This window comes from Acidicapsa ligni, assembly GCF_025685655.1.
Lineage (GTDB): Bacteria > Acidobacteriota > Terriglobia > Terriglobales > Acidobacteriaceae > Acidicapsa > Acidicapsa ligni.
This window is the reverse complement of sequence record NZ_JAGSYG010000001.1, coordinates 493,368-520,303: the sequence shown is the minus strand read 5'-3', so window position 1 is coordinate 520,303 and position 26,936 is coordinate 493,368. Positions and strand designations below refer to the sequence as shown.

16 protein-coding genes are annotated in these 26,936 nt (G+C 56.7%); 8 read left to right on the top strand and 8 right to left on the bottom strand.

All coding sequences use genetic code 11. The annotated features are described in order from the left end of the window. Nucleotides 1-28 precede the first annotated feature (28 nt). Both OHL19_RS02000 and OHL19_RS01995 read left to right on the top strand, forming a co-directional pair. Nucleotides 29-910, top strand: coding sequence for a TIGR03435 family protein (locus tag OHL19_RS02000; protein ID WP_263355909.1), 882 nt, complete (start codon nucleotides 29-31; stop codon nucleotides 908-910). A 195-nt stretch (nucleotides 911-1,105) separates the two neighbouring features. Further along, on the top strand, nucleotides 1,106-2,041 hold the full coding sequence (locus OHL19_RS01995; protein ID WP_263355908.1) for a hypothetical protein: 936 nt from the start codon (nucleotides 1,106-1,108) through the stop codon (nucleotides 2,039-2,041). Between the two features lie 146 nt (nucleotides 2,042-2,187). On the opposite strand, the gene OHL19_RS01990 is transcribed toward OHL19_RS01995, so the two are convergent. The 4 genes from OHL19_RS01990 to OHL19_RS01975 form a co-directional block, all read right to left on the bottom strand. Continuing rightward, nucleotides 2,188-3,429 (bottom strand): hypothetical protein, encoded by a 1,242-nt coding sequence (locus OHL19_RS01990; RefSeq protein WP_263355907.1) that lies wholly within the window; start codon nucleotides 3,427-3,429, stop codon nucleotides 2,188-2,190. 243 nt (nucleotides 3,430-3,672) lie between these two features. Continuing rightward, on the bottom strand, nucleotides 3,673-7,191 hold the full coding sequence (locus OHL19_RS01985; protein WP_263355906.1) for an Ig-like domain repeat protein: 3,519 nt from the start codon (nucleotides 7,189-7,191) through the stop codon (nucleotides 3,673-3,675). 192 nt (nucleotides 7,192-7,383) lie between these two features. Continuing rightward, complete coding sequence (locus OHL19_RS01980; protein ID WP_263355905.1) at nucleotides 7,384-9,885, bottom strand: choice-of-anchor tandem repeat GloVer-containing protein; 2,502 nt, start codon at nucleotides 9,883-9,885, stop codon at nucleotides 7,384-7,386. A gap of 160 nt (nucleotides 9,886-10,045) precedes the next feature. Continuing rightward, nucleotides 10,046-12,541 carry a choice-of-anchor tandem repeat GloVer-containing protein gene (locus OHL19_RS01975; protein WP_263355904.1) on the bottom strand — a complete coding sequence of 832 codons (2,496 nt, stop codon included), beginning with the start codon at nucleotides 12,539-12,541 and terminating at the stop codon, nucleotides 10,046-10,048. Nucleotides 12,542-13,085: 544 nt separating this feature from the next. Here OHL19_RS01975 and OHL19_RS01970 point away from each other — a divergent pair. The 3 genes from OHL19_RS01970 (at nucleotide 13,086) to OHL19_RS01960 (ending at nucleotide 17,997) form a co-directional block, all read left to right on the top strand. Continuing rightward, nucleotides 13,086-15,236, top strand: a complete 2,151-nt coding sequence (locus OHL19_RS01970; protein WP_263355903.1) for a winged helix-turn-helix domain-containing tetratricopeptide repeat protein — start codon at nucleotides 13,086-13,088, stop codon at nucleotides 15,234-15,236. Between the two features lie 329 nt (nucleotides 15,237-15,565). After that, nucleotides 15,566-16,705, top strand: a complete 1,140-nt coding sequence (locus tag OHL19_RS01965; protein ID WP_263355902.1) for a TIGR03435 family protein — start codon at nucleotides 15,566-15,568, stop codon at nucleotides 16,703-16,705. Nucleotides 16,706-17,124: 419 nt separating this feature from the next. Next, the gene (locus OHL19_RS01960; RefSeq protein WP_263355901.1) at nucleotides 17,125-17,997 is read left to right on the top strand and encodes a TIGR03435 family protein; all 873 of its coding nucleotides are present in this window, start codon (nucleotides 17,125-17,127) and stop codon (nucleotides 17,995-17,997) included. A gap of 258 nt (nucleotides 17,998-18,255) precedes the next feature. Here the strand turns inward: OHL19_RS01960 and OHL19_RS01955 are convergent, their stop codons facing one another. From OHL19_RS01955 to OHL19_RS01945, 3 genes are all read right to left on the bottom strand, one after another. Next, complete coding sequence (locus OHL19_RS01955) at nucleotides 18,256-19,032, bottom strand: TIGR03435 family protein (protein ID WP_263355900.1); 777 nt, start codon at nucleotides 19,030-19,032, stop codon at nucleotides 18,256-18,258. 1,192 nt (nucleotides 19,033-20,224) lie between these two features. Further along, on the bottom strand, nucleotides 20,225-21,067 hold the full coding sequence (locus OHL19_RS01950; RefSeq protein WP_263355899.1) for a TIGR03435 family protein: 843 nt from the start codon (nucleotides 21,065-21,067) through the stop codon (nucleotides 20,225-20,227). A gap of 206 nt (nucleotides 21,068-21,273) precedes the next feature. Beyond that, nucleotides 21,274-22,326 (bottom strand): NAD(P)-dependent alcohol dehydrogenase, encoded by a 1,053-nt coding sequence (locus tag OHL19_RS01945; RefSeq protein ID WP_263355898.1) that lies wholly within the window; start codon nucleotides 22,324-22,326, stop codon nucleotides 21,274-21,276. 162 nt (nucleotides 22,327-22,488) lie between these two features. On the opposite strand from OHL19_RS01945, the gene OHL19_RS01940 reads away from it, so the two are divergent. Then, on the top strand, nucleotides 22,489-23,415 hold the full coding sequence (locus tag OHL19_RS01940; RefSeq protein ID WP_263355897.1) for an AraC family transcriptional regulator: 927 nt from the start codon (nucleotides 22,489-22,491) through the stop codon (nucleotides 23,413-23,415). Between the two features lie 31 nt (nucleotides 23,416-23,446). Here OHL19_RS01940 and OHL19_RS01935 read toward each other — a convergent pair whose 3' ends face one another. Continuing rightward, the gene (locus OHL19_RS01935; protein WP_263355896.1) at nucleotides 23,447-23,914 is read right to left on the bottom strand and encodes a TM2 domain-containing protein; all 468 of its coding nucleotides are present in this window, start codon (nucleotides 23,912-23,914) and stop codon (nucleotides 23,447-23,449) included. Nucleotides 23,915-24,280: 366 nt separating this feature from the next. On the opposite strand from OHL19_RS01935, the gene ligA reads away from it, so the two are divergent. Together ligA and OHL19_RS01925 are read left to right on the top strand one after the other, a co-directional pair. Beyond that, on the top strand, nucleotides 24,281-26,365 hold the full coding sequence (gene ligA / locus OHL19_RS01930) for an NAD-dependent DNA ligase LigA (RefSeq protein ID WP_263355895.1): 2,085 nt from the start codon (nucleotides 24,281-24,283) through the stop codon (nucleotides 26,363-26,365). A gap of 255 nt (nucleotides 26,366-26,620) precedes the next feature. Continuing rightward, complete coding sequence (locus OHL19_RS01925) at nucleotides 26,621-26,854, top strand: hypothetical protein (RefSeq protein ID WP_263355894.1); 234 nt, start codon at nucleotides 26,621-26,623, stop codon at nucleotides 26,852-26,854. Nucleotides 26,855-26,936 lie beyond the last annotated feature (82 nt).

The following is a 26,936-nucleotide window of genomic DNA, read 5'->3' as shown; positions in this document are numbered from 1 at the left end:
GCGCACAAGAGCGATAGCATGGTTTTGGATGAGCACGCGCCCCACGCAAAAACGGCCCTTTCTCCTTGGGCTCACTCCTCTTCTGGCCGTATCGCTGGCCACGGCGTCTCTTGCACAAAGCTCCGCATCTCAGCCCGCTCCGGCCGCCGCTCCATCCGCCACTACGCCATCCTCCGCCACTCCGGTCTTCGAAGTAGCGGCCATCAAGCCGAATCATTCCGGCAGCGGGAACTCAAACTCCGATACAGACAAAGGGCTCTTCACGGCGACCAACGTTTCCTTGAAAGGTCTCATGCAGTACGAGGCCTATGACATCCCTCCGTCGCGCATACTGGGCGGACCCAAATGGCTCGATTCGGCCAGGTTCGACATCCAAGCCAAAACCGACGAGACCGTCACCGACCGCCTGCAAAAGCTGGATCACGAGCAAAATCGCCTCCAGACCAGAGCCATGTTCCAGCAGTTTCTCGCCGACCGCTTTCAGTTGAGGGTCCACTGGGAGACACGCGAGCTGCCCGTCTACGCGCTCGTCGCCACGAAGAACGGCGCCAAACTCCAACCGACGAAGGACACCTCAGGCAATAGCGGCACATCCACGAATGGTAACGGTTCAAGTATGAAGTTCACCGCAACCGCCGTGACCCTCGCGCAACTGACTCAGGCCCTGACATCGGAAGCGGCTCGTGACCTGGGACGCGAGGTGATCGACAAGACTGGAATCGCGGGCAAGTATGATGTCTCGCTCAATTGGACTCACGATACCTCCACAGCTCCCGACGGCAGCGCGCAGGACTCAAGTATTTCGATCTTCACCGCGATCCAGGAGCAACTCGGACTAAAACTCGAATCCACCAAGGGCCCGGTTCAGGTTCTAGTCATCGATCACGCCGAGATGCCCTCGGAAAACTAGTGTCCTGAGTCAGAAATTTGCCACATAATTTTTCTCATCCTGAGCGAAGCGAAGGATCTGCTTTTCAACTCCTTATGGCTGAAAGGATCTAGCTTAATTCTGATACGAACTTCAGGTTCACCACATTAGCATCCCACCAGCTAAAATATAAGAGCAGATCCACACATAGACGGACACCCGTCACGACAGGAACCCATGACCACCCTAAAGACCGCCCTGACCGACTCCATGGAAATCGCCGCCCGCCAGGCTGGCCTCACCCTCGTCTCCACCACCGAAGGCAAAGACTTCCACGAACACCCAACTGCGATCTTTGAACTGGCCCCCCGCCAGGCAACCGGCGCAGCAGCACAGCGCACCCTCAAGCTTGAGCTCAGCGAACACTTCGACTTCAACAAAGCCGACCTGCTCCCAGCCATGACCCAGCATCTCGCAGAAGAAGCCAAGCGCCTCCGCAACCCGCGCCCCGATGCCTACGTCACCCTTGAAGGCCTGCCCGTCTCCTTCCGCAACTTCCGCTGGCCCTTCCATCGCTCCACCTCCGGCGCGGACACCTACATCGTTCACGGCGAGATCTTCCTGGAGGACGGCACCGCCTCCCCGCTCCACGCCAAAATCTCCATGTCCATGACCGTCACCTTCGCGGAGATCGTTCCTGCCCCCGAGCAGCCTTACGCCGAGTCCTTCCTCTACAACGCCGCGCGCAAGACCATCGACATGGGCCAGCTTGAGCTCGTCAAGTCCGGCAACCGCCAGCCCGTCCCCGTCACGACGCGCTACTACAGCCGCTGGCAAAAGAAGTTCATCTTCACGGATACCACGGACGCCAGCCGTCTCGACTACCTGCTCCTCAAGACCTACTGGCTCTCCGGAGTCCTAGGCGCCAACCAGCCCATCTGGATCGCCGATCCCCGCGACGCCCAGTACCTCAACACCACCGAAGCCGAGCTGCTGAAAATGGCCGCCGACAAGGCTGGCGAAGGCCTGCTCACCCTCACCGGCGAATACGCCGCAGCCACCCCGCAGCTCCTCGCCCGCGCCGATGAATTCCACGCCCGCATGGACAAAGCCCTGGCCATCACCAAGCCCACCTTCAACGAAGAAATGCGCGCCGGCCACGCCAACATGTAACCAATCAGCACCCCACCTGAACCGCGCAACCCCACGCGGTTCAGGCAGCAAGAACAAATTCCCCGCTGTTGCTTTTGCTGTTGCCCTTGCTTTTCTGTCTGTCATTCCCGCAGGGAATCTGCTGTTAACCGTTGCCAGTCACAGCACTAGCCCCCAAAAGAAAATCCGCTCCGCCCAGCCCCCCGCCAAAGCCACCAATACCCCACCCCAAAAGCACCCAGCACCAGCAACGTCTCATAAACCCCATACAAAACCGGGCTATGAATCACCCTCGGCACCACCAGCGATGGCAGGAACCACGCCACCATCAGCAGTAAAGGCCAGCGCACGCGAAGCGCCGTAACAAACACCACAAACGCCGCGAAGAGCGCAATATCCACGTCATACTGCATCTCCCTCGGATTCACCAACACCACCGCCATCACCACCAGCGCCACCCAAACCGCATTTCCCGCCAGCAGCCCGCCGTCAGCAGAACCGTCTTCCAGCCGCCGCCGCAACACAAGCAGCCCCAGCGTAATCCCCAACGCCAACAACGCCGAGACAGCATAAGGCCACAGCCCCACCGCGTGATGCCGCTTGTCGTCAAAGAACGCCAGCACCCCAAACACCCCGTACCCATAGTGTCTCTGCACCAGAATCGCCTGCAGCACAGACCACTGGTACCCGGCATACAAACCCGGCAGCAGCACTTGCTCCGCCAGATTCGTCCCCGCCACAGCCACCCCGCAAACAATGCTCCGCCCCCATTGCCGCTTTCCAATCAACACCGGCAGCAACAACAAAGCGAGAAACGTAATCTTGGTAATTCCCCCTAGAAACACGACCAAGTAAAACAGCTCCCACCGATTCCGCCGCAACCCCGGCACCGCCGCCGCAAAAGCCAGGCAATAGAACAGGGAAGCCACATTCGCCCCGCACAGCGCCAGCAGCGCCGTAAACCGCGGCTCCGCCACGAACACCAGTTCCGCCAGCAGCAGCCCCAGCCACGGTCTCCGGAAAAAATACCGCGCCAGCACCAGCGGAATCGCACACACCGCCGCCACATGCGCGCCCACATACACCCACGCACCCCAGCCCTCAGGCACCAGGTGCGAAAGCCAACCAGCCATGTATAGAAACGCCGGAGGATACAGAAAGTACAGCGGCGAAAGCTCGGCGTTATAAGGACTGCGCCCCGCCTGCCAATCCCGCAAAGCATGCGCATACACCGGCAGATCCTCAAGCCACCATAAAGAGAAATCCCCACGATGCAGCCACCAGAACCCAACAGCCGCAACCACAAACATCAGCAGTACAGAAACAAGACGCGCAGGGCGAATCTCCTCCGGCTCCCGCATCCGGCCTACTGCATAATCCCGCTTCGATTCAGAAGAAGCATCAGCCACCAAACCCTCCCCCGCAGCACCCTCCAGATCGAAACGTCAATGCATTCGTATCAGTATCCCCGCCGTAAGTCCATCTCCATCTGCGTTGCCCTAGCCCTCGCCCTTGCCCTTGCCGTTCTGTCTGTCATTCCCAAAGGGAATCTGCTTCACCCCCTCCAACAGAAAGACACCTGCCCAACAAGAAAAGGGGGCAAGAGCCAACGCTCTCACCCCCAATTTCAAGCAACGATCTTAAGCAACAACCTAAGGCGCAATGACAGTAACACTAACCGTTCCCGAAGACGACGCCCGATCCGCAGCATCCCCGTTATAGGCCCCGGAGAAGCTAACGCTCCCGCCATTCAACCCCGCCGTGCTCTTCACAAACGTCGCCACTCCAGCACTGTTCACATTCGCCGTGCCCAGCAGTTGCGTCCCGGTGTAGAAGCTCATCGTACCCGAGAACTTCCCCGTCCCACAGCAGATGCGCGTCACCGTACCCGTAAGCGTGATGTTCACCACGCCTATCGTGAACGTAGGCGATGCCGACAGCGTTGTATTGGTGAACGAAGGCGCAATCGTCATATTCACCGCCTGCGATTTCGAAGTGCTATCCGCCGTATCGCCTCCGTAAACCGCGCTGATCGCATAGCTCTTGAGCGCCAGGCCAGCAGTCGGCTCGTCAAACGTCGCGATGCCGTCGCCATTCAGACTCGCAGTGCCAAGTACCGATGTGCCTGAATAGAACGTGACCGTCCCCGTTGGTACGCCAGCATTACCCGCCGCACGAACCACCGTTGCCGTCAATACCGCCGTCGATCCCGTCACCACTGCTTCCGGAGACACAACCAGCGACGTCGTTGTCGCCGACGCAGTCACCGTCACCAGCAATGTCGCTGTAGACGAAGCATACGTCGCGCTTCCGCTATACGTTGCTCTCACTCCATGACCTGCCGCAGTAAGTCCGCTCGACGGTGTTGAGACACTGCATGTTCCGCCAGACAAAGTGCACGTCCCAACCGCAACATCCGACAACCAGAACGAAACAGTTCCAGTCGGCTTCGCAGCCCCCGAAGCCACCGTAGCCGTGAGAGTAATATTCGAAGAGCCGGCCACCACCGTTGCAGGCTTAGCCACAACCGTCGTCGTCGTTGCAGCGGAACCAGCCTGGATCACCGACAACGGCGTAGTACCCGTCGCTTGCGAATACTCCTCATTCACGCTCGAATACGTAGCCGTAATGGTGTAGTTGCCCACAGCCAGCGTTCCCGGCGCATAAGTAATCGTTGCCGACTCCGTGCAAACTCCGCCATTCGAGCAACCGGACGAGGGCTGCAATGTACCGGTGCCAATTCCTGCAGTGCCACTGCTCAGCCTGATCGTGCCTGTAGGATAGCTTCCATTGCCACTCACCGTAACCGTGTAAACAATGCTGCCCGGTCCGTGCGTATAAACGTACGAACTCGTATCGCCGCTTACCGCCACAGTCGCGACCAGCGGATCTCCACCCGGAGACGCGGCCTTGAATCCCTTCGCAAGATTGAACGCATTCACCGTACCAATGCCCGTCGCAAAGTCCCATCCAGTGTTCGTGCCATAGCTCTTTTCAAACGTGGTATTGCTCACCGAACCCACGCCTACCGGAAACCCTCCGGAGAAGTAAGCATCTTCGGCAATCGCATAGCAGTTGAACTCAATCTCCACACCATCCAGCGTGCCGGCATACGTGCAGGGAGTGTTGTTGTCGCCAAGCGTAACGTCGTGGAAAGCGCAGGTATTCGTTTCGTTCGACGCAGTGCAGGTCGGCGCGCCCTTGGAAGCGTACTGCGCCGCCGCAAGCTGGTAGTAGATGTAGTTTGGATTGCCCGCGTTCTGATTCGTGTACTGATTAATGAGCGTCTGGATGCCCGCCATCATCGGCGCCGAGCCCGACGTACCGCCAACACCCGACCACGTATCCGGAGTGCCCGTGCAGGGCAGCGTACCGTATGTATCCACCTCATCCGGATTGGAAGTGCAAATCACAAAGTAATGGCCCCAGATGCCGCTTGAAGCAAACAGCGAAACGTCAGGAATATCGCGCACGCCATCCGCCGGATTGCCGTTCACCTTCTGCCAGCTCGGCTTCGGTTGTCCCGCGCACGTCCCACCCGCGATGCCTCCATACAACGGCTCGCCACTCGAACAGTTGCTCGGTCCGCCACTGCCCGACGCAGTCGTGAAAAAGTAATAAGCTCCGTTAGGCGCAGTGCTCGCGCCAAGCGCACTGTTGCAAAATCCATTCGGCCCGTAGGTCAGCGAAAATCCCTCTTTCTGCGCGATCAACTGGCTTGCGCACGAACTGTTCCAGGGAATCTCGGGAATGTAATCCTTCGCCGAAGCATAGTCCGCATTGTTGGTCGCATTCCAGTAAGTCGACGAATCCCCCGTATAGCCATCGCTGAAATCCGTACCGCCCACCGCGACGTTATAAGGCGAAGTCGCATACCCGCTCGTGCCTATGCCATAAAACGACAGCTCCTGGTTCGCATCGCAACTCCGCGAACCCTCATCGCCAGAGGACACGAAGATCGACACACCGCGAGCCGCTCCATGCTGATACGCATAGCTGAACGCAGCGTTATTCGCCGCACCATTGCCCGCCTCGCAAAGTCCATAGCTCATGCTGAGCACAGGGGTCGTAATCGTAGCCGCTGAGACAAGATTCTCAACCGCAATCAATCCGCCAAAGCCCGTATAGGTGTCCTGGCAGGACTCCACAACAACATTCGCACCCGGCGCAGTCGCGCTCGCATACTCAATGTCCAGTCCGACCTCAACATCGTCGCCGTTATTCGCATCCCCCGGCGGTGCACAGTAAATCGCTCCAGTCGGATGCACCGTCGTCTGCGTGCCGCCATACTTCGTCAGACCAAACGTGGACATGAAAGTCTTCCAGTCCGAAGAAGTTCCATTGCTGTCGATGTCGTAAGCATCGCCATCTTCAATCAGGCCGATTACCTTGCCCTTACCCGTGAAGCCCGCCGTCAGCAATGGACTGACGTTATAGATCGTCTGCGCATCGCCCGGAGTAACCGGATACTGTCCCTCACTCGGATCGACCGTGTAGTTCGTATGCACCTTGCCCTTGCCATCGATGCTTACCGGTGTGCGCCGCGCCCTTGCAGAGTGCGGTTTAAAGTTGCTCAACGCCGTCGGTCCAAAAACAACATCCGCCAAGGCAGCAGGAATCATCGGATCGCTGTTGTTCGCAAAATGCTTCTCGCCATTCGGCAGCTCGATGTTATGTATCTCCGTATGAAAAGCCTCACGCACCATCGCCGCAGTACCGGAGAAATCAATCACCATGCCATCCGGCAACACGCCGGAAACAGTGAATCCATGCGACTGCAGCCATGAAGTCACCTTCTGCACATCCTGCTGATTCACACCGAACTGGCTATCCCAATCCGCCTCGCTCAACCAATGGTGATACTTCGCGCTGCCCGGAGTGTGTAGCTGATCCATCAGCTTGCCCAGCGCAGTCTCCTGCTCCGGCGTACGCTTCAACTGCAGCAGCATGTGGTGCATTGGAAAGCTATCGGCCACAATGCCGCGCTCGTTGGATGAGATCATTGCAGCCGCATGCGTGTTCCCGTGCAGCGTAACAAGATTTGTTTCATCCACCGGCCGCGTAACCAGTTGGCGTGCAGCATGGGAGCCAATGGTAGCGCCAAATGCAAGCGTGGCGGAGAGCAGAGTCGTTGCAGCCAGTGCTTGGCGAATCGATCGAAGCAAGTACATAAAAGTTGCCTCCTTGGCAGGCTTAATCAGCAGTGCATCTTGATAACAATCCAATATCGTGAGTCATTCAGCACAGTTTGCATGACCCAGTTCGTATGACCCAGTTCCGCAAATTCGGCGCACTCCAACCGGCGAACCAACAGGATGCGTGACACCATCGCGCCGCGCATCCCATTCGCCGCCGTCAAGCCGCTACTTGCTCACCTTCACACTGAACGCAGGCGACCACGAATCCCCGTCGCTTGTGTCGCCCGCATACTTCGCTTGAACCGAATACGTTCCCGCCGCCACCGCGTTAGCTGGCACCTGGATCGTCACCTGTCCGTTGGAAAGTATGCCCGTCGCAACTACCTTGCTTCCAAACATCAGGCTCACATTGCCCGTGGGAGATTCAGGTAGATTGAACCGGCTGACCGCCACATGATACGTCGCACCGGATCCAGCCGACATCGTCGTCGGTCCCGTCAGTGTGCTGGCTGTTTCCGCCAGCGTCAGCGTCAGGCTCGTAGTTGCCTTCTCTGTTTTGTTGTACGCATCTCCCTGGTAAGTCGCCACCACGGCATAGGTACCCGCTGCATACGGAGTCGTGCTGAACTCAATCGTCGCAACCCCTCCGCCAACTCGAAATGACCCCAGCGAAGTGCTGCCGATCGTCAGACTCACATAGCCGCTCGGAAGATCAATACCGCCATTGCTCATCGCCACATTGAACTTGGTAGGCAGCCCCTGCGTAAGCCGATTCGGACTAGCCGTCAACGTCACCGTCGGCACCAGCAGGTTCACCGTGACCGTGCTCGCCGGAGCCGTCGAAGCAGCGAAAGTACCATCTCCGCTATAAGCCACCTGCAGCGAATACACCCCAGGCACAAGGCTCAGTGAGGACGCGTTGATCGTAGCGAGTCCACCCGAAAGCACCGCCGTTCCCAGCACCTTCGTGCCATTCATCAGGCTGACCGTTCCCGTCGGAACGCTCGTTCCCATCGTTCCCGCTACCTTCGTGCTGAATACAAGACCCTGCCCATACGTAAGCGGAGTGTTCATATGCAGAACATTCGTCTTCGATTGAATCCTGTTGACCGTCACCGTAGCAATCGCCGTCTCGATACCACCGCATGTCAGGTAGTAACTAACAACCCCCGACGCCACCGGAGTAACCTGCTCCGACCCGATCGGCTCACGTATACCATCGCTTCCATTGCCACCAAATGTCCCATCCGTGCTGCGTGCAATGCACACACTCGCGTTCTGGCTGAATGCATTGTTCACCGACCAATTCAACGTCAGCGGAATACCCACGTAGCCAGTAGTCACGCTCGGCGTAAGCGTCAATGCCGGAGGCAACTGCGTCGGCAATGCATAAAGAATGCCCGAAGAGAACGGACTCAGTTCCGCCGTGCCATACAGACTTCCATCCGCGGTTTCAATCAGGCCACCGGTTGGCTCCACGGCATAACCGTCGTTCGGCTGTTCGAAGTTATAAACCGTCGCAGTGAGATTTCCCTGGTAATCAAACTGCATCACCTGGCCCGCGCCTTCATAGCCGCCAACCGAGCCCACGATGTACATATACCCATCGCCCCCAATCAACGGCCTGCCGAGAAACGGATTCCCACCCTCGGCCAATTCATCTTGTCCCAACGCAGCAAGCGGCTCCAGGACCGAGTTAACCCCGTTCGGTACTATCCGAAACAAAGCTCCCTCTACATTCTGAAAACCGCCGCTGCTGCTGGTTCCATACAAATTTCCATCCGGTCCTTCCACCAGGTCCTGCGAAGGAGCGCCTCCATCCAGACCTGTTTCAAAGTTGGTAAAGGAGTAAAACGCGGTGAACTCCGACCCATCCGTATTCAGCGTGAAAGCAGTGCCGCCATTGTTGACCTTGCCGCCCTGGCTCGCCGTACCATACAGCCTTCCATCACTGGCAAGCACCAGGCCGCCAAACGGCTCCGCTCCATCCGCGCTTCCCTGAAACGAGTAGAGCGTCTTGAATGTATTCGTGTAGTAATTCCAGCTCCACACACTGCCATAGCCCTTCTCACCATCGCTCAGCGAAGTGCCATATAGCGTTCCATTCCCATCGTCGATTGCGTCGCCCAGAGCACCGCCGCCATTACGGAAGCCATACAGCGTCGTCACCTTCTGCGTAGCCATGTTGTACGCAAAGATCGTTCCGCCCGCGCTGTCATCCCCAAACTGCCCATAAATCGCCGTCGTGCCATACAGGTTGCCATCGGCAGCTTCGATCAGGCCCGCGTAAGGCTGGCCTCCATCATTGCCTCCGGTAAAGCTGTAGATCTCCGTGTATTGGCCCGCGGGCGTAAGTTGATAGATTGTCCCATTGCCGCTCGTTCCGCCCGCATAAGCCGTGCCGTAGTAATTTCCATCACTAGCCTGCATCAACTGCCCAACAGGAACCGCCCCATCCTTAGGCGCGCCCGTAAAAGAGTGCAGCACCTTCGACATCAATGGATACGGCGCCAGCGCAGGCTGAGGCTTCGTGGGAACGGTGCTCTTCAAAAAAATCCCAGTCGATGAATTCGCAGGAGCACTCGCCCCTGCACGGCTCGCCAACTTCGCCGACTTAACTGCCAGCGCCGCCTCTGCCGGAGGCAATTGCCCCACTGCAGGAAATGCCGCGCACAACACGGCTGCGGACATGCCACAGCCCAGAATTGCTGAAAAACTTCGCTTCATAGTTATCTCGATTCCTGCCGCTTAGAGCTTCTTCTAACCGCGTATCAACAAGTCAGATGTCAACGAATTCCAGGTCCCCAACGACAGCCTTCGTCGTTGGGGTAGTAAGCGAGGTAGGAAGAACAAATCCCCGCAACAAACAGCCGCGCTTCAACAGGCACTATGGATTCTGCGCATTCACCGTCACCGTCTCCGGCGTCGAAGCCGATCCATTGTTATTGGTATCCCCGGCATACTGCGCAGTCACCGTGTAACGGCCCGGCGCATAACCCAGAAAGTGGACAGTCGATGTAGCCACGCCATTCGACAACCTCGGCACAGCAACCACCTTCGTCCCAATCATCACGTTGACCGTTCCCGTGGCAAAGCCCTCAAGGTTAGGGCGAGCCACAGCAATGTGGAACGTAACCAGGCCGTCCTCCGCAACCGAAGCAGCTCCGCTCAATGTAGTGAGCGTCGACGCCTTCGTCAGCACAACAGTCTGTGTCTGCGTAGCCGTCGCGTCATACTTATCACCCTCATAAGTCGCCGTCACCGGATAGCTCGTCGTACCGAAGTTCGTCGTATCGAACGTCGCCGTCGCACTGCCATTCACCAGCGCAGGGCTGGCAATCAAGCGCGTTCCCGTCTTGATCAGAACCTGGCCCATCGGCGTCGTCAGCCCTCCGTTCGACACCGTGACCGTAACCGTCGATGGCGAACCCTGCACCAGCGTGCTCGGACTGAACTGCAATGTAACTGCAGGAACCAGCGGCTGTACCGTCAGTGAAAAAGCCTGCGATACAGAACTGCTGTAGTCCACATTGCCCAGGTAAGTGATCGGCATCAGGTAAGTGCCCGGCTCGAACTCATTGATCGGAATCTGCAGCGTCCCCGTACCGCCGGAAAGCGAAGTAGTCGAGATCACGCGCGAACCATGCGTCAATTGCAGCGTTCCCGTAGGCACGCTCGATTGCAGTTGCGAAATCACCTTCGCATTGATCGATGCGCCCTGCCCATACTGAATCGTCGCCGATGGCACAGTCGTAGTCGTCGTAGTCGGAGTCGTAAGCACCGTCACCGTAGCCGATGCAGTCTCCACACCGCCGCATGTCAGCGTGTAAGTGATCGTTCCCTTGATCACCGTCGTCACCTGCTCCGTGCCGGATATCTCGCGAATGCCTGTGCTTCCATTCCCGCCGAAAGTACCATCCGTGCTGCGCGCAACGCATACACTCGCGCTCGGGCTGAAGGCATTCGCCACCGCCCAGTTCAGCGTCACCGTCCCGCCGACATAAGCAGTCGCAGGGCTGGCCGTAAACGTCATCGCCGGAGTCACCGCAGCCGTCAACTGATAAACCGAGCCCTCATAGGTGCCGCCATTCTCGGCCGTGCCAAAGAGGCTTCCATCCTGCCCCTCCAGAACTCCGCCAAAAGGACTCGAGGCCTCATCATCCGCCGGCGTGCTGAAGTCATAGATGTCCGTCGGAGTACCATCCACATCCATCTGCATAATCTGGCCACCGGAGTTAGCGCCGCCATCCGAACCCGCAACATAGATCTTTCCGTCGCCCCCAACCAGCGGCGAACCCAGGTACACATTCGCACCCTCGCCGTTATTCGGGTTGAAGTCATGCAGCGCAATCAAAGTAGAGCTCGCGCCCGACGGAACAATCTTGTAATACGTTCCTCCCGAATTCGCGCCGCCTCCATTCGTCGTGCCATACAGATTGCCATCCGCCGCCTGCACCAGGCTCTGCGTCGGCTCATATCCGTCGTCCTGCAACACCCCGTTTGAGAACGTGTAAAACGCCGCAAACCCCGTGCCATCGGTATTCAGCACAAACGCCGTTCCATCGCCCAGCCCCGTATCGTTGTATGGACCGCCATAGCGCGCTGTTCCATAGAGCTTGCCGTCGCTCGCCAGCACCACACCACCCTGCGGCTTGCCCCCATCCAGCCCGCCGCTGAACGAGTACAGCGTGCGAAGTGTCCGCGTGTTGTAGTTCCAGCTATAGACACTGCCGTCCTCGTACTTGCCGCCGTCGAACGTCGTGCCGTACAAAGTGCCCGCACCATCATCGATCAGGTTGCCGATCGGAAACCCTTCCTGCTCGAAACCCGCCAGCGTTATCAGCACATGGTTTTCCAGGTTGATCTTGAACAGCGTTCCGCCGTTCCACTGCCCATACAAACTTGTCGTGCCATACAGGTAGCCATCCGTCGCTTCAATCAACGCCGAGTACGGTTGTCCGCCATCCATTCCGTTCGTAAACGAATGGATCACCGTGTACTGCCCCGTCGGCGTCACCTCAAAGACCGTTCCGCCACTACCGGAGCCGCCATCCTGCGTCGTGCCATAAAAATTGCCGTCGCTGGCCTGGATCAAGCCGGTATAAGGCGCGAATCCGTCCGCAGTCCCTCCCGCAAACTCATGCAGCAAAACAACGCTCGGCTGCGCTGCCTCCCCCGCAGGTTTCGGCGATCCGACGCTCCCCACCGCAGGCACCGGCTTAGTCACCGCCAGCTTATTGCTTGCGAGCAACGCATTGGGATCCTTCGCCTGCGTCTGAACCGACGCAACCGGCAACGCGGATTGGGCAACAGCAGGCAGTATGCCTAAAACGATGGAGGCACAAACTGCGCCACTGAAAAGTACAGAGCTAAAAGGCTTCATGAACTGTTCTCGATCCCTTTGCTGAATTTGATCGTTGAAAATAGCTGACCGCAGACGGAGTCTCGACCGCCAGCAAACCGAAGAAACAACCTGCCCAACAAAATCCCTTTGAACGTTCCCACATCGAACTACGTCAATCCCAAAGACCGCGGTCAACGCAAACCGGAGAACGCCACCACACCCGTCCTACAAATTCAGGCTTCCCAAAAATCAGCCGATAGACAAATCAGCAACCCGACCCTCAGATCGGTCGCCCATCTTCAAATCCGGCTAAGTCGGCAATTCAGGTAGCCGATTTGCTACCCGATGCCCATTTTGGGAATTCACAAATTGATAACCGGACCTTAATGAAACCGCCCCGGCGCATCAATGAATAAATTGGAAAGAACTACTCCCTAAAAACATCACAGCGTAACTTCTTTTAAAATGAATAAGATATGTATTTCCCCGTCTAAAACAAAATACGTACAACAGCCTTCGGCCAGCATACCCGCATCCGCAACGGGTTATTGATTCACCCTAAGTTATCTGCAAAGATACAAAGGTGAAGCTCCAGTCTCGTCACCTTTTTGCATTCTCTTCGTTTCTATTCGATCCGGAGAGTGGCGACCTGACGCAAAATGGCGTTCGTGTTCCGCTCAATAAACAGACAGCCGAACTCCTCACCGTCCTGCTCACCCGCGCAGGCGACCTCGTCACCCGCGAAGAAATCCGCGACGTCCTCTGGCCCCGTCACGAAATCGCCAACTACGAAAAAGTCATCAACAACGGAATTAGCCGCCTTCGCTACATCTTCCGCGACGACCCTCTCAATCCCCGTTTCATCGAGCGCATCCCCAAACGCGGCTATCGGCTGATCATCGAAGTAACCCTAGTCGACCCACCCGAAAAGAAAAGCCCCGACACTTCGCCGCCCCGCCGCACGACACCAGTAGCGCCAACCCCGCCGGTTGCCGATCTGCCATCCCCGGCAGACATCCCCAGCCTCATCGAAATCCCACCACTTCCAGCAATCCCGTCCCCAGCAGAGACACCCACGCCCGAATTGCCCCCTGCGACCGATCCCATCCCATCGAACCAGGCTCCGTCGAATCACGCCCCAACAACCCCGCCCCAACCCGAACCTCCGTCTTCCAGTCCGTCTTCCAATCCATCTGCCAGTCCATCCGTAAATCAGCCGATCCAGCGAAGCCTGCTCTCGCGGCATCCAGCCCTCTTCACCCTCAGCGCGCTCCTCGTCATCACCGCAGCGATAGCCATCGGCCTCTTTCTCAAAGACAGAAAAACCGCCGCCCCTCCCGCATTCATCTCCATCGGAATCCCTCCCTTTGAAGCCGAGGGCCCCGAAGCCAAGCAACTCGCCGACGGATTTCGCCTCGACCTTACCGACGCGCTCTCCCAGTTGCCGCGAATCCAGGTGCGAGCCGCCCACTCCTTCACCAGCAGCAAATATGACGATGCCGGCATCCGCAACCTCGCTCAAACCCTGCAACTCGACACGCTGCTCTTCTGCAAACTCACCCTGAACGGCGACCAGATTCAGTTGCAGGTAGAAGTAGTCCGTGGCAGCGACGCCGTCCACCTCGCTTCCTTCCACTACAGCGGCACCAAGGATCAGATGGTCTCCATCCGCGATGAAATCGAGCGCGACGTCTACGCCCGCCTTGAGTCCACCGCCCTGAACGGTCGCCAGGTCCCCGGCAGCACCGAAAACCCCAAAGCCTACGAAGCCTACCTCAACGCCCGCGCCTTTCTCCTCCGCTGGACCGATGAACCCCTCGACAAAGTTCTGGAAGGCTTCCGCACCGCCATCGCCCTCGACCCCGGCTTCGCCAAAGCCTATGCCGAAATGGGCAGCGCCTATGTCATCGCCGCCGAACACAGCATGGCTCCCCGCGACAACGCCTACCGCAAAGCCGAAGAATTCGCCCAGAAAGCCATCGCCCTGGACCCATCGCAAGCCGAGGCCCACGCTACCCTCGGCTACATTCGCTTCCGCCGCGATTGGGACGCAGCCTCAGCCGAAAGGGAACTGCGCCAGGCCATCGACCTCGAACCCAATCAGGCCATCCACCACGCCATGCTCGCCCTCGTATTGGGCAACACCGGTCACTTCGAAGAGAGCCTGCACCAGATTGACCTCGCTCATGAAGACGACCCTCTCTGGCCACCCGTATATATGGGTGAAATCTACATAACCCTCGGTGCCCGCCTCAACGACCGCGCCATGAACGCCGTCAACAAACTCATCCGCATCAAGCCCGAGTGGCCCCTGGCCCGCGACCAGCAAGCCTGGGCCTTCTGGTACTCCGGCCGCTATGAAGAAGCCATTGCCTCCTGGCGCGCCATGGCCCTGCTCGGCAAGGACTCCGAACGACTCGCCCTCGAAGATCGTGGCCTCCAGGCCTTCCATCAAGGGGGCCTACCCGCCTACGCACGAGTTCGTTTGAAAGCCATCCAAAGCGGCCACATCTGGGCCCAGCCCAACGACTTCGAACCCGGAGAGTGGTACCTGGTAGCCGGAGATCAGGAGCGAGCCCTCGTCGAGATCCGCGCCATGGTCAAAAACCACAGCCCCGAAGCCCTGCAACTAGCAGTCAGCCCCGCCTACAACCCCCTCCACGAAAACCCAGAATTCCTGGCCCTCCTAGCCCAGGTAGGCCTAACCCTCCCCCACAACTACCCCAAACCCTAACCCCACCCCAGCCTTTGCCCTAGCAGTTGCCCTTGCCTTTGCCTTTGCTTTTTTGGCTGTCATTCCCGCAGGGAATCTGCTTCAGTCTTTGCCCTTGCTTTTCTACCCATCATTCCCAAACAAAATCTACCTCCCCACCCCATCCATCCACACCCAAAAAATCCAAAAACCACAAGCGAATCCAAACCCCAAACGTCTCTACTAAATAACACCCCCGCACAACAATTGCTCCGAACCGGTAGTTTTCACTGCTATAAAAGACGGTGTTATCAAATAGGGAGTTTGCGCCGATGGCCAGACTCTCCACGCATTCTTAAGGGAGGCGCCCATTGAAGAAACTACTGCTCTGCATCCTCACATTTGCAATGCTTTGTGGAACCGCGCTATTTGCGCAGGACATGACCGGCACATGGCAGGGAACACTCCAGATTCCCAACAACAGCCAGGGACTCCGCACCGTCCTCAAAATCACCAAAGCCTCCGACGGCACCCTCAAAGGCAACTTCTACAGCATTGACCAGGGCGCTCAGGCCATCCCCGCCTCGGCCATCACCCTGCAAGGCTCCACCTTCTCCTACGCCATCTCCATGATCGACGGCAAATATGAGGGCAAGCTAAGCGCCGACGCCAACACCGTCACCGGCAACTGGAGCCAGGGCCCCAACCCGCTGCCGCTCGTCCTGACCCGCGCCACCAAGGCAACCGAGTGGGCCATCCCCGAGCCGCCTCCCAAACTTCCGCCCATGGCCGCCGACGCCGATCCCGAGTTTGAAGTAGCCACCATCAAGCCCTCCAAACCCGACCAGCAGGGCAAAGGATTCATGGTCAAAGGCCGCGAGTTCGACACCATCAACACCAGCCTCATCGACCTCATCACCTTCGCCTACGGCGTTCATCCAAAACAGATCGTCGGCGCACCCGACTGGGCCAACATCGACAAATACGACCTCACCGCCAAGCCCGACGGCCAGGGACAGCCCAACGACAAACAATGGAAGACCATGATCCAGAAGCTGCTGACCGAACGCTTCAAACTAACCTTCCATCACGACAAAAAAGAGCTCTCCGTCTACACACTCGTCGTCGCTAAAACCGGCTCCAAAATAAATAAAAGCGAAGGTGACCCCAACGGCCTGCCCTCTCTTTTCTTCCACGGCCTCGGCGATCTCCCCGGCAGAAACGCCACAATGGCCGACTTCTGCGGAGTCATGCAGACCGCCGTCCTCGACCGTCCCGTAGTCGATCAAACCGGCCTCGCAGGCAGATATGACTTCAACCTCAAATGGACCCCCGATGAATCGCAATTCGGCGGCCTCGGCATCAAAGTTCCGCCTCCCAGCGACAAACCCGACGCCCCACCCAACCTCTATCAAGCCATCCAGGAACAGATGGGCCTAAAACTCGATCCAGTCAAAGCCCCAGCCGACGTCCTGATAATCGACAAGATAGAAAAACCATCCGCCAACTAGCCAACACCGCGGCTTCCGTTTTTCTATCCGCCCAGAGAGCCCTTAGCCTCGCAGTTGCAGTTGCAGTTGCTGTTGCTGTTAACTGTTGCTGTTAGTCGTTGCTGTTGCCCTTGCATTTCTGTCTGTCATTCCCGAAGGGAATCTGCTGTTAGCCGTTGCAGTTGCCCTTGCCGTTGCAGTTGCCCTTGACGTTGCAGTTCTGTCTGTCATTCCCGAAGGGAATCTGCTGTTAGCCCTAAACCGAAACAAATCATCGCACTTAGGATGGGACAACAAATCCCAAGGCCTGGATAGGCATTGACTCTATCTCGCATAATCCCAGACATTCACACACTTCCAACTTTCCTTCACCGAAGAAAAGTTAACTGACTCATCACCGTCTTACGAACAAAATCAGTCTCCAAAGGACAGTTCGTTCAATGACCCAATCCCTTCCACACAAAATGAGATTCAATCCCATACTGTCTCTGCTCGCAGTTGCAATCGCGTTCCTTGCCGCACCAGCCATCCACGCACAGGACGCCCCAACCCCCAAGCCTCCCGAAGCAAGCCAAACACCGCTCCCAACCTTTGACGTTTCCACCATCAAGCCCAACAAGCCCGACGCCACCGGCATGATTCGTTTCATGTCCACGCCCAGCGGCATCTCTTATACAGGAGTCAACGTTCACCTCCTGCTCTACCAGGCATTCGATGTTGAAGACGATCGCATCTTCGGCGAACCCGACTGGGTTAAGACAACCCGCTACGATGTCGAGGCCAAGGTAGACGGCGCCGATGCACCAAGACTAAAGACCCTCACCCGCAAGCAGCGTGGCGAAATGCTTCTGCCCTTGCTGGCCGATCGCTTCAACCTCAAGTTCCATCACGAAACCAAGACCCTCCCCGTCTACGAACTCGTAATCAGCAAAGGCGGTTCCAAGTTAAAGGAATCGACACCCAAGCTGGACGCAGACGGAAAGCCAACCGGTGGGCGCTGGATGACTTCCGATAAAAAGATGGAAGCAACAGGCGTCAAACTCGACGCACTGCTCTCCCTGTTGTCGCAGCAGCTCGGCCACACCGTCGTCGACAAAACCAACCTCACCGGCAGCTACGATTTCACTTTGAAGTGGACCCCGGACGACGCCCCCGTAGAAGCAAAAGGCGCAGACGGCACAAGCCCGACCGAAGAAATCGCACCCTCTTTGTTCACCGCACTGCAAGAGCAACTAGGCCTCAAACTCGAACCCCGAAAAACCACAGTCGATGTAATCGTCATCGACCACATCGAACAACCCTCAGCAAATTAGGCACAAGAGGAAACAAAGCCCTGGATAGGCCCGGGCTTCAGCCCGGGCCTATCACCACCCCAAGCCTTGTCATCCTGAGCAAAGCGAAGGATCCGCTTTTCCCTCAACCGAAACAAAAGGATGGGATAACAAATCTCCCAACCGAAATCACAAATCCAGATCGACAACGCATTAGATAGACCTAAAACAAGAACGAAAACACTTCCCATTGAACATCCACTCGAAGATACAAATCTTCCAGATCCAACCGACAACCACTCAATTTTCCAACGGAACGCGTTGAATGTGATCGACGACAAGCACATCGTAGAGAACCTTTCGCTTTTCCAGCCGAAGGCCTGACTGCTTCTGAATCGCCGCCATGAATCCCGGGTCCTTCTGTGTTGGAGTGCCGTGATCATCATCGGGCGGTGTCCAGTGTAGGTCGAACTTGTACTTGCCGGTCAATCCAGTAAGGTTGACCACCGGTGAGTTCAAGTCAGTGCGGACGCCTATATTCGCAGCCAAGTCATCAAGTGTCATCGCTGCCGCAAAGAATTGTCCGGGTTGCGAGTAAACCTGAGCGGGCAAAGAGCCAACAGGAGTACTGACATCTTTCAGCTTGCGATGAGCAGGATCGTCCGCCTCCAGCAGCCTGACGCCCAGTTTATCCGCAATCAGTGCATAAACGGTGGTATCCCTTTTTTCTCGATGAACTCTCAACCCAAACCGATCAGCAAGTGCCTGCCGCAGCATCAAACGCGCAGTATCACGGCTTGTCCCAACCGGCATAGTTGCCTCAATAGAGAAAACATCTTCATCTAGCCATTTAGGAGCAACCATCTCCACTCCCTTGATTTGATAAGCCTCTTCTATCAAGTCTTGCAGCACGAGTTGGCAACGTACTCGATCCGGCAAATACTCACAAGGTTTGGTTTGTGGCCCAAATGCAATCCCTGCGGAAGACGAATTATATTGGTCTTGATTAATGACCACTTTCTTCAGGGACACGACTTCAAAAGATGGCCCTGTTGCGGCAACGGTTCCCTGTGCCATGCAGATACTTATAAAGAAGATTCCTGCCAAAACGCCACAACACAAGTTTCGTTTGATCTGATATGAAATCCCAGACATTTGAACCCCACTACCATTAGCAATGCAATCGAGGTGCATTCCCATACCATCCCGTCGAAAAATCATTGCTTTATAGCAGCGTGTTTCATGAGGAACATCGATGTAGCCAGTACAGTCGAAACATCCACCCAGAACCCATGAACCACGCCGCATACATACCAGCAAGGCTGGTTCTAATAGCAACCGCTATATAGGTAGCACCCACTGTATCCTGTTGTTGCGGAGTAATTGGTACAAGCGCAGCCAGCATACGGAGTTCCTGTGGCACAACTGACGTCTGCGCCGGTCTGTGTTCCGTCTTGGCAAGACACCCTGATGACCATGGCCTGAGCTGCCTGTGCCATCATAATACCCGTGAAAACCGTCATAGCTGCCAGACGCAACAATTTCACTATTCGATAAGCACAAATATGTTATGCGTTCTAGTTTCGACATAGTACTGCACTCCCTGATGCTTCGAAGGTAGTGGTGTAATTGTTTGGTATTGATGACAGTCGTAAAGCTACAAGCGATATGTTTTGATACTTATCAAAACGTGACTACATGTGCTACACATAGATTTAGCTACTGGTTGTTTAATAAGTCAAGAATAACAGTGTATTTATAAAGTAGTTAACATAGGACAGAGTTAGTAAAAGCCACTAGCATCATAGCTATCACACTGCTTGTGCGAAGCTAAAGAAGTCTATATTCTTTCTCTGCTTTTAAGTCTTGGCTTTTCCAATCATGGCATTATGATTCTGAAATGCACGCAATGACCGGCATACCATCGATTGATCTAGCCAGCTTTAATGAACAACTTATGCCGAAACTGGAGAAAAAAAGTAATAGACGTAATCGTCATCGACCACATCGAACAACCCTCAGCCAATTAGGCATAAGAGGAAACTAAGCCTTGGATAAGCCCAGACTGAACACAAGATCGAACAAAGTCCCAATGCCCTGGCTAGGCCCGGCTTGAATGCAAGATGGCACTAAGCTCTGGATAGGCCCGGGCTTCAGCCCGGGCACCACCACCATCCCCGCAAGCCCCAACCGAAGGGCCTTCCGGCCCTGAGGCATCCGCACGCTGCCACCTTCCTATGCTCGATGCCGACGATTCCATCTCTACGGTTTAGTTCTCCGATGGAGTACGGTTGACATGATCAACGACCAATACACGCATAGGAATCTGCCGCTTTTCCAGCTCCAATCCTAGCTGGACTTTCACTGCATTCCGCAAGCCTGAATCCATTGGACCCATTCCGGCCTCTGCATCCTCACCCTGCGACCAATGCAGGTCAACCTTATAGTCCCCGCTGAGACCCGTCATGTTAACTACCGGCCGATCTAAACCCGCAATGGATTGCAGATTCTTTCCCAGTGACTCAAGTGAGATAGCCACTGCCGAAAACTGCCCCGGAGACATAGTTAGAACTGCCCCGCCGCGTCCTCCAATACTCAAGAGCTTCCGATGCTCGGCATCCTCTGCCGGCTGCAGCTTCGTCCCGCCTTTCGCAGGGATCATCGCATAACTGGCGATAGCTCGCTGCTCCATGTGAAAACTCAAACCAAATCGATCCCTCAACGCACCCTGCAACATGAGACGCGCATTATCTTTACTGGTCTTCAGAGGCATCGTCGCCTGAAAGACAAACAGATCTTCCGTAAGCCAGTCCGGACCCGCAATCTCATATCGCTTGAGTTGAAAGGCTTCCTCGATCAACTCACGCAACGAGAGCTGGCAGCTAACATGCTCCCCTGAGTAATCGCACGACTTATGCGCAGTAGTAATGGTGGTCGATGAGTTTCCTTCGCGAAAGAACCGTGTAGCCTCAATCTGTCGTATCGCAACAACATCAAAGGCCTGCGACTGCGGCCCTGCCGTCTGAGCGAACGCACCCGGCATAGCTGCCAATAAACCCGCATAAAGACAAGCCAGGATAACCAAGCCAGCACCGCGAAACAGTCGCCGCATGAACCATTCTCCCTAGAGCCTGCTTTTTCAGAAAGTCTATCGAACCTGCCCCCAATCAACAATGCTCATTAACAACAAGTAAAGTCGATATACCCGGCAATCGATCGCCTGCTTACAGCCCTGTCCTCAACAAACAAAAAGCCGCCACCAGATCAGCCCCGAATAAACGGAAACCAATCCAGTAGCGGCCTTTCGTCCTTATCTAACTACTTCTTCAAAGAAGCCATATCGATCACAAACCGATACTTCACATCGCTCTTCAGCAGCCGCGTGTAAGCATCGTTCACCTGCTGAATATCGATCATCTCGATATCGCTGACAATCTCATGCTTACCGCAGAAATCCAACATCTCCTGCGTCTCCGCAATACCGCCAATCATCGATCCCGCAATCGCCCTGCGCTGCGGCAACAAGCTAAACGCCGCAACCGGCAACGGATTTTCCGGCGCGCCAACAAGTACCAGCGTCCCATCCGTCTTCAGCAAATTGAGATATGTATTAGGGTCATGATCCGCCGAAACCGCGTCGAGAATAAAGTCAAAGCTCTGCGCATGAGCCTGCATCTGCTCCGCATCCTTTGAAATCACAACCTCATCCGCGCCCAGCCGCTTCGCATCCTCCACCTTGTTTGGCGAAGTAGTGAACAGCACCACATGCGCACCGAGTGCATGAGCAAACTTCAGCCCCATATGCCCCAGTCCACCCAGGCCAACGATTCCCACCTTCTGCCCCGGACCGACCTTCCAGTGCCGCAGCGGCGAGTACGTCGTAATCCCCGCGCACAGCAGCGGAGCCACAGCCGCAAGGTTCAGATTCTCTGGAACCTTCAGCACATACGCCTCATCCACAACAATCCCTTCCGAGTAGCCGCCATACGTCATGCCGCCCAGATGCTTGTCCGGCCCGTTGTATGTAAGTACAGGGAAGCTATTGCAATACTGTTCCAGACCCGCAAGACAGTTCGGGCATTTCCGGCAGGAGTCCACCATGCATCCAACAGCCGCCAGATCGCCTTGCTTGAATTTCGTTACCGAACTGCCAACCTTCGTCACACGGCCAACAATCTCGTGACCCGGCACCACCGGATAAACCGAGTTGTGCCACTCATCCCGAACCTGGTGCAGGTCCGAATGACAAACACCGCAAAATAAGATTTCTATCGCAACGTCATGCTCCGTAGGAGTGCGTCGTTCCAGCGTATAAGGAGCCAACGAAGAAGTAGCGGACTGCGCCGCAAAAGAGCGTGTAGGTGTCGACATCGTTTAAATCCTCTTCCTTTTGGACCATCTAAGGTCACAACTATCATCACACGCCTCCACGCACTTTTCTTCAATACCCAGAACTGCCGATTCCTTGCCTAATCCTCCATTTCTACAGACAAGTCGGTCCCATTGCTCTAGTCTTAATATTGGAATAAAACTATGGATGAGCTGGATAAAAATCAGAAGAAGATGGTTGCCCTCCTCAACCACCTCGCCACCCTCGATGGCATGCGCCCCTCATCGCTCCAGGGCGTCCGCCTCCTTCGCTCCGGCTGCTCTACCCGCCTTCCCGTCATGTATGAGCCAAGCATCATCATCGTCGCCCAGGGCCGCAAGCGCGGCTATCTGCACGATCGGCACTTCACCTACGACGCGCGCAACTACCTCACCCTGACCGTCCCGCTTCCTTTTGAATGTGAAACAGAAGTAGCCGAAGACGGCCCATTCCTCGGCGTAGGCATCCGCATCGAGCTCGCAGTCCTGAGCGATCTGCTCATGCAATTGGACCCCAAAGACCGCCCAAAACTCGTCGGCTTAGACGAGACCAGCGTCTCCGCCACCGAACTCGATCCCGCCCTGAGCGACGCCACCATCCGCCTGCTCGAATGCATGACATCGGCCGCAGACGCCAACGTCCTCGGCCCGCAGGTCATCCGTGAGATTCACTATCGCGTTCTCCAGGGCAAGCAAGGCGGCGCATTGCAATCGCTCCTCCTGATGGATGGCCCCCGCAAACACATGCATCGCATCCTTCACCGCATGCACTCCGACTACGCCAGCCCAATGGATGTCCCCGCCCTGGCCAGCGAAATCGGCATGAGCGTCTCCGCGCTCCACCATCACTTCAAGGCCCTCACCGCAACCTCGCCTCTGCAATACCTGAAAACCGTTCGCCTGCACAAAGCCAGAATGCTCATGGTTCAGGACTCACTCGGAGCCTCGATCGCTGCGGAGCGCGTCGGCTACGAGAGCCCCTCGCAGTTCAGCCGGGAATTCAAACGCCTCTTCGGCTTCTCGCCCGTAGACGAAACCCACCGCCTGCGCAACGCCTTCAGCCTGAGCCAACCCAGCACCCAGGCCGGCTAGCAGCTACAACCTCGAAACGAATAACCGCGGCCTACAACCGCGCCCCGCAACCCCCACAAAACCTCGACCCCACAGCATTCACCTGTCGGCAATTCCCGCAAGCCACCAACGCCGCCTCACCATTTGCCGCAGCCGACACCGAAACATAAACCGGCTGCGCGGCATACCCATAGCCACCCCATCCCGGAAAGGGAATCGCGATCCCCAGCGCCGCCGCAATCCCCGCCGCCTGCTGCGCGTTATAAGCACGCACCCGCCCCGGCATAAAGAAACACTCCACCAGCCCCAGCAGCGCCGGAATCCCCGTCCAGCAGAAGCAGCAATAAAGAATCCCCAGACCCACCCGGCCCACATAAAAGTGGTGAATGCCAAAACACCCCAGGAATATCGCCAGCAACACGCCCACAACCTCATCCCGGCGCACCGACTCAAACTGCATCTGAAACACCTGCTGCGGACTAGGACTGGGATATGAATCAGGATACGAATAAGCACTCATGGCAACATCTCCTATCCAATCAATACGCAATTACCCCACAACAGTTCAATCCCCAAAACCCAAAGCAAACCCCAGCCTAGCCATGCCCTTGTTCTAGCCCGAGCCTTTGCAGTTGCCCCTGCCTTTGCAGTTGTCCTTGCCCTTGCAGTTGTCCTTGCCCTTGCAGTTCTGTCTGTCATTCCCGAAGGGAATCTGCTTCTTCCGTTGCCCTTGCAGTTGTTCTTGCCCCTTCCTTTTGCCCTGCCCTTCCCCTTCTGTCTGTCATTCCAAAGTGAATCTGCTTCCCCCGTTACCTCATGCCCTATCCATCACCCGTCCCACCACCCCCAGCAACAACGCAAAGCACCACTAGCTATAATCCCCAGCATGAGCGCGCATCAAGACCCATTCACCCAGGTAGCCGAACTAACCACCCAGCTCCGCCACCACGAATACCTCTACTACGGCATGGACGCCCCCGAAATCACCGACGCCCAATACGACGCGCTCATGAACGAGCTGAAAGCCCTCGAAGCAGCCCACCCCGAGCTACTCTCCCCCGATTCGCCCACCCAGCGCGTCGGAGGCCGCCCCGCCGAAGGTTTTCAGAAAGTCCCGCACTCCCGCCCCATGCTCTCCCTCGACAACGCCTACAACGCCGAAGAACTAGCCGACTGGGACCGCCGCGTCCATGAACTCGCAGGCAATCTCCCGGTAAAGTACATCGCCGAACTGAAGCTCGACGGCCTCAGCCTCGCCCTGCACTACGAAATCGGCACCGACGGCAACGCCCGCCTAGTTCGCGGCCTCACCCGCGGCGATGGATCCATTGGCGAAGACGTCACCAGCAACGTCCGCACCATGAAAAGCATCCCCCTGACCATTCCCGCCGCAAGACTCAAAAAGTCCGGCCTGATCGATCAACACGACCAGCACGCCATCGAAATCCGCGGCGAAATCGTCATGCCCCTCGCCACCTTCAAAAAAGCCAATGCCGAGCGCGAAGCAGCCGGACTAGCCCCCGCCGCCAACCCCCGCAACTTCGCCGCCGGAACCATCCGCACCCTCGACCCCAACATCGTCGCCCAGCGCCGCCTCGACTTCTACGCCTACTTCCTTATCCTCAACGGCGAATACAACCCCGCAGGCCAGCACGCCACCCTCGAAACCCTTACCGCCCTCGGCTTCCGCGTCAACCCTCATCGCGACACCTTCTCCACCCCCGAACAGCTCATGACCTTCATCGACAAAGCCGAAGCCGAGCGCGAAACCCTCGGCTACGAAATCGACGGCGTCGTCATCAAAGTCGATTCCCAGACCACCCAGCTCCGCCTCGGCTACACCGGCCGCGCACCCCGCTGGGCCATCGCCTACAAATACACCGCCCGCGCCGGAATCACCCAGGTCCTCGAAATCCAGGTCACCGTAGGCCGCACCGGCAAACTCACCCCGCTCGCCGTTCTCAAGCCCGTCTCCATCGGAGGCACCACCGTAGTCCGCGCCGGCCTCTTCAACGCCGACGAAGTAGCCCGCCTCGGCGTCCGCACCGGCTCCTGGGTCAAAGTAGAACGCGGCGGCGACGTCATCCCCAAAATCGCCGAAGTCGTCCCCCGGCCGGAAACCGACGCAGGCATTCCCGAAGCCGCCGAACCCTTCCAAATGCCGGACCACTGCCCCGTCTGCGGCACCCTCGCCGAACACACCGAAGGCGAAGTCGACACCTATTGCATCAACATCGACTGCCCCGCACGCCTAGTCCAGTCGCTCCTCTATTTCTCCCATCGCGGAGTCATGAACATCGAGGGTCTCGGCGAAGCACTCGTAGTCCAGCTTTTAAATTCAGGACTGGTCAAATCCATCGCCGACCTCTACACCCTCACCGAAGAGCAACTGCTGACTCTAGAGCGCGTAGGCAAAAAATCCGCCGAATCTCTTCTCACCCAGATTGAGAAATCCAAAGACGCAGGCCTCGCCCGGGTCCTCATGGGCCTCGGCATCCCTTTCGTCGGCGAACGCACAGCCGAACTCCTGGCCGCAGAATTCGGCACCGTCCAGGCAGTAGAAAATGCCTCCCAGGAAGACCTCGAAAAAGTTCAGGAAGTTGGCCCAAAAGTAGCCGCCAGTGTCCACGACTTTTTCCAGAACGAGCCCAACCGCGCCCTCGTCACCCGCCTCGCCGAACTGGGACTGAAACTAACCGCCGAAAAGAAACAACGCACCACGCAACTGGAAGGCTTAACCTTCGTCCTCACCGGCACCTTCCCAACCTTGAGCCGCGAAGAAGCCAAAGAAAAGATAGAGTCCGCCGGAGGCAAAGTAAGCGGCAGCGTCAGCAAAAAAACCAACTACGTAGTAGCAGGCGAAGAAGCCGGCAGCAAACTAACCAAAGCCCAGGAACTAAAAATAGAAATAATCGACGAGCCCAAACTCCTCGAACTACTAACCCAGAAACCACCAGCCCATCTGTCCTAGCAGTTGCCCTTGCAGTTGCAGTTGCAGCTGCCTTTGTTGTTGCCTTTCTGGCTGTCATTCCCGAAGGGAATCTGCTGTTAGCTTTTGCAGTAGCATTTGCCGTTGCCCTTGCCTTTCTGTCTGTCATTCCCGAAGGGAATCTGCTGTTAGCCCTCACAAATGCCCTTACCCGTCAGCCTGCCATCCAACCGCCCATTACAACTTATTTAGTTATTAACGAGTACCATCAAATTGTGCTGGAAAGGAGGCACTTCAATGCCTAATGTGCACGGTATTGAATTCGACGCCAATCAGTCTGACTTAGTGAAAGATATTATCCGCGAGTTACTCAAAGACGGGAACTGCACCGTCTACGCTGTACCGCATATCAAGCCCAACGGAGAGTTGAGAATGGCCGCAACACCGCCAAATCCAACCCCGCGACGGCAACACGGTGTCTTCCTGCGAATCCGCCCAGGCGCTCGTGAAGCGACGATTTTCGTCCGATGAATGCCAAAGCTGGAGAGCAGCTCACCAGTATTACTAAATTCTCTCAGGCAGGCATTCTGGACGTAGTTAGAGTCTGGCGTAA

Excerpts from the sequence above, each read along its gene's own strand:
- OHL19_RS01945 (WP_263355898.1), bottom strand. The coding sequence starts at position 22,326 with ATGTCGACACCTACACGCTCTTTTGCGGCGCAGTCCGCTACTTCTTCG.
- OHL19_RS01995 (WP_263355908.1), top strand. The coding sequence starts at position 1,106 with ATGACCACCCTAAAGACCGCCCTGACCGACTCCATGGAAATCGCCGCC.
- ligA (WP_263355895.1), top strand. The coding sequence starts at position 24,281 with ATGAGCGCGCATCAAGACCCATTCACCCAGGTAGCCGAACTAACCACC.
- OHL19_RS01980 (WP_263355905.1), bottom strand. The coding sequence starts at position 9,885 with ATGAAGCGAAGTTTTTCAGCAATTCTGGGCTGTGGCATGTCCGCAGCC.
- OHL19_RS01950 (WP_263355899.1), bottom strand. The coding sequence starts at position 21,067 with ATGCGGCGACTGTTTCGCGGTGCTGGCTTGGTTATCCTGGCTTGTCTT.
- OHL19_RS01925 (WP_263355894.1), top strand. The coding sequence starts at position 26,621 with ATGCCTAATGTGCACGGTATTGAATTCGACGCCAATCAGTCTGACTTA.
- OHL19_RS01975 (WP_263355904.1), bottom strand. The coding sequence starts at position 12,541 with ATGAAGCCTTTTAGCTCTGTACTTTTCAGTGGCGCAGTTTGTGCCTCC.
- OHL19_RS01940 (WP_263355897.1), top strand. The coding sequence starts at position 22,489 with ATGGATGAGCTGGATAAAAATCAGAAGAAGATGGTTGCCCTCCTCAAC.
- OHL19_RS01985 (WP_263355906.1), bottom strand. The coding sequence starts at position 7,191 with ATGTACTTGCTTCGATCGATTCGCCAAGCACTGGCTGCAACGACTCTG.
- OHL19_RS02000 (WP_263355909.1), top strand. The coding sequence starts at position 29 with ATGAGCACGCGCCCCACGCAAAAACGGCCCTTTCTCCTTGGGCTCACT.
- OHL19_RS01960 (WP_263355901.1), top strand. The coding sequence starts at position 17,125 with ATGACCCAATCCCTTCCACACAAAATGAGATTCAATCCCATACTGTCT.
- OHL19_RS01935 (WP_263355896.1), bottom strand. The coding sequence starts at position 23,914 with ATGAGTGCTTATTCGTATCCTGATTCATATCCCAGTCCTAGTCCGCAG.
- OHL19_RS01955 (WP_263355900.1), bottom strand. The coding sequence starts at position 19,032 with ATGGCACAGGGAACCGTTGCCGCAACAGGGCCATCTTTTGAAGTCGTG.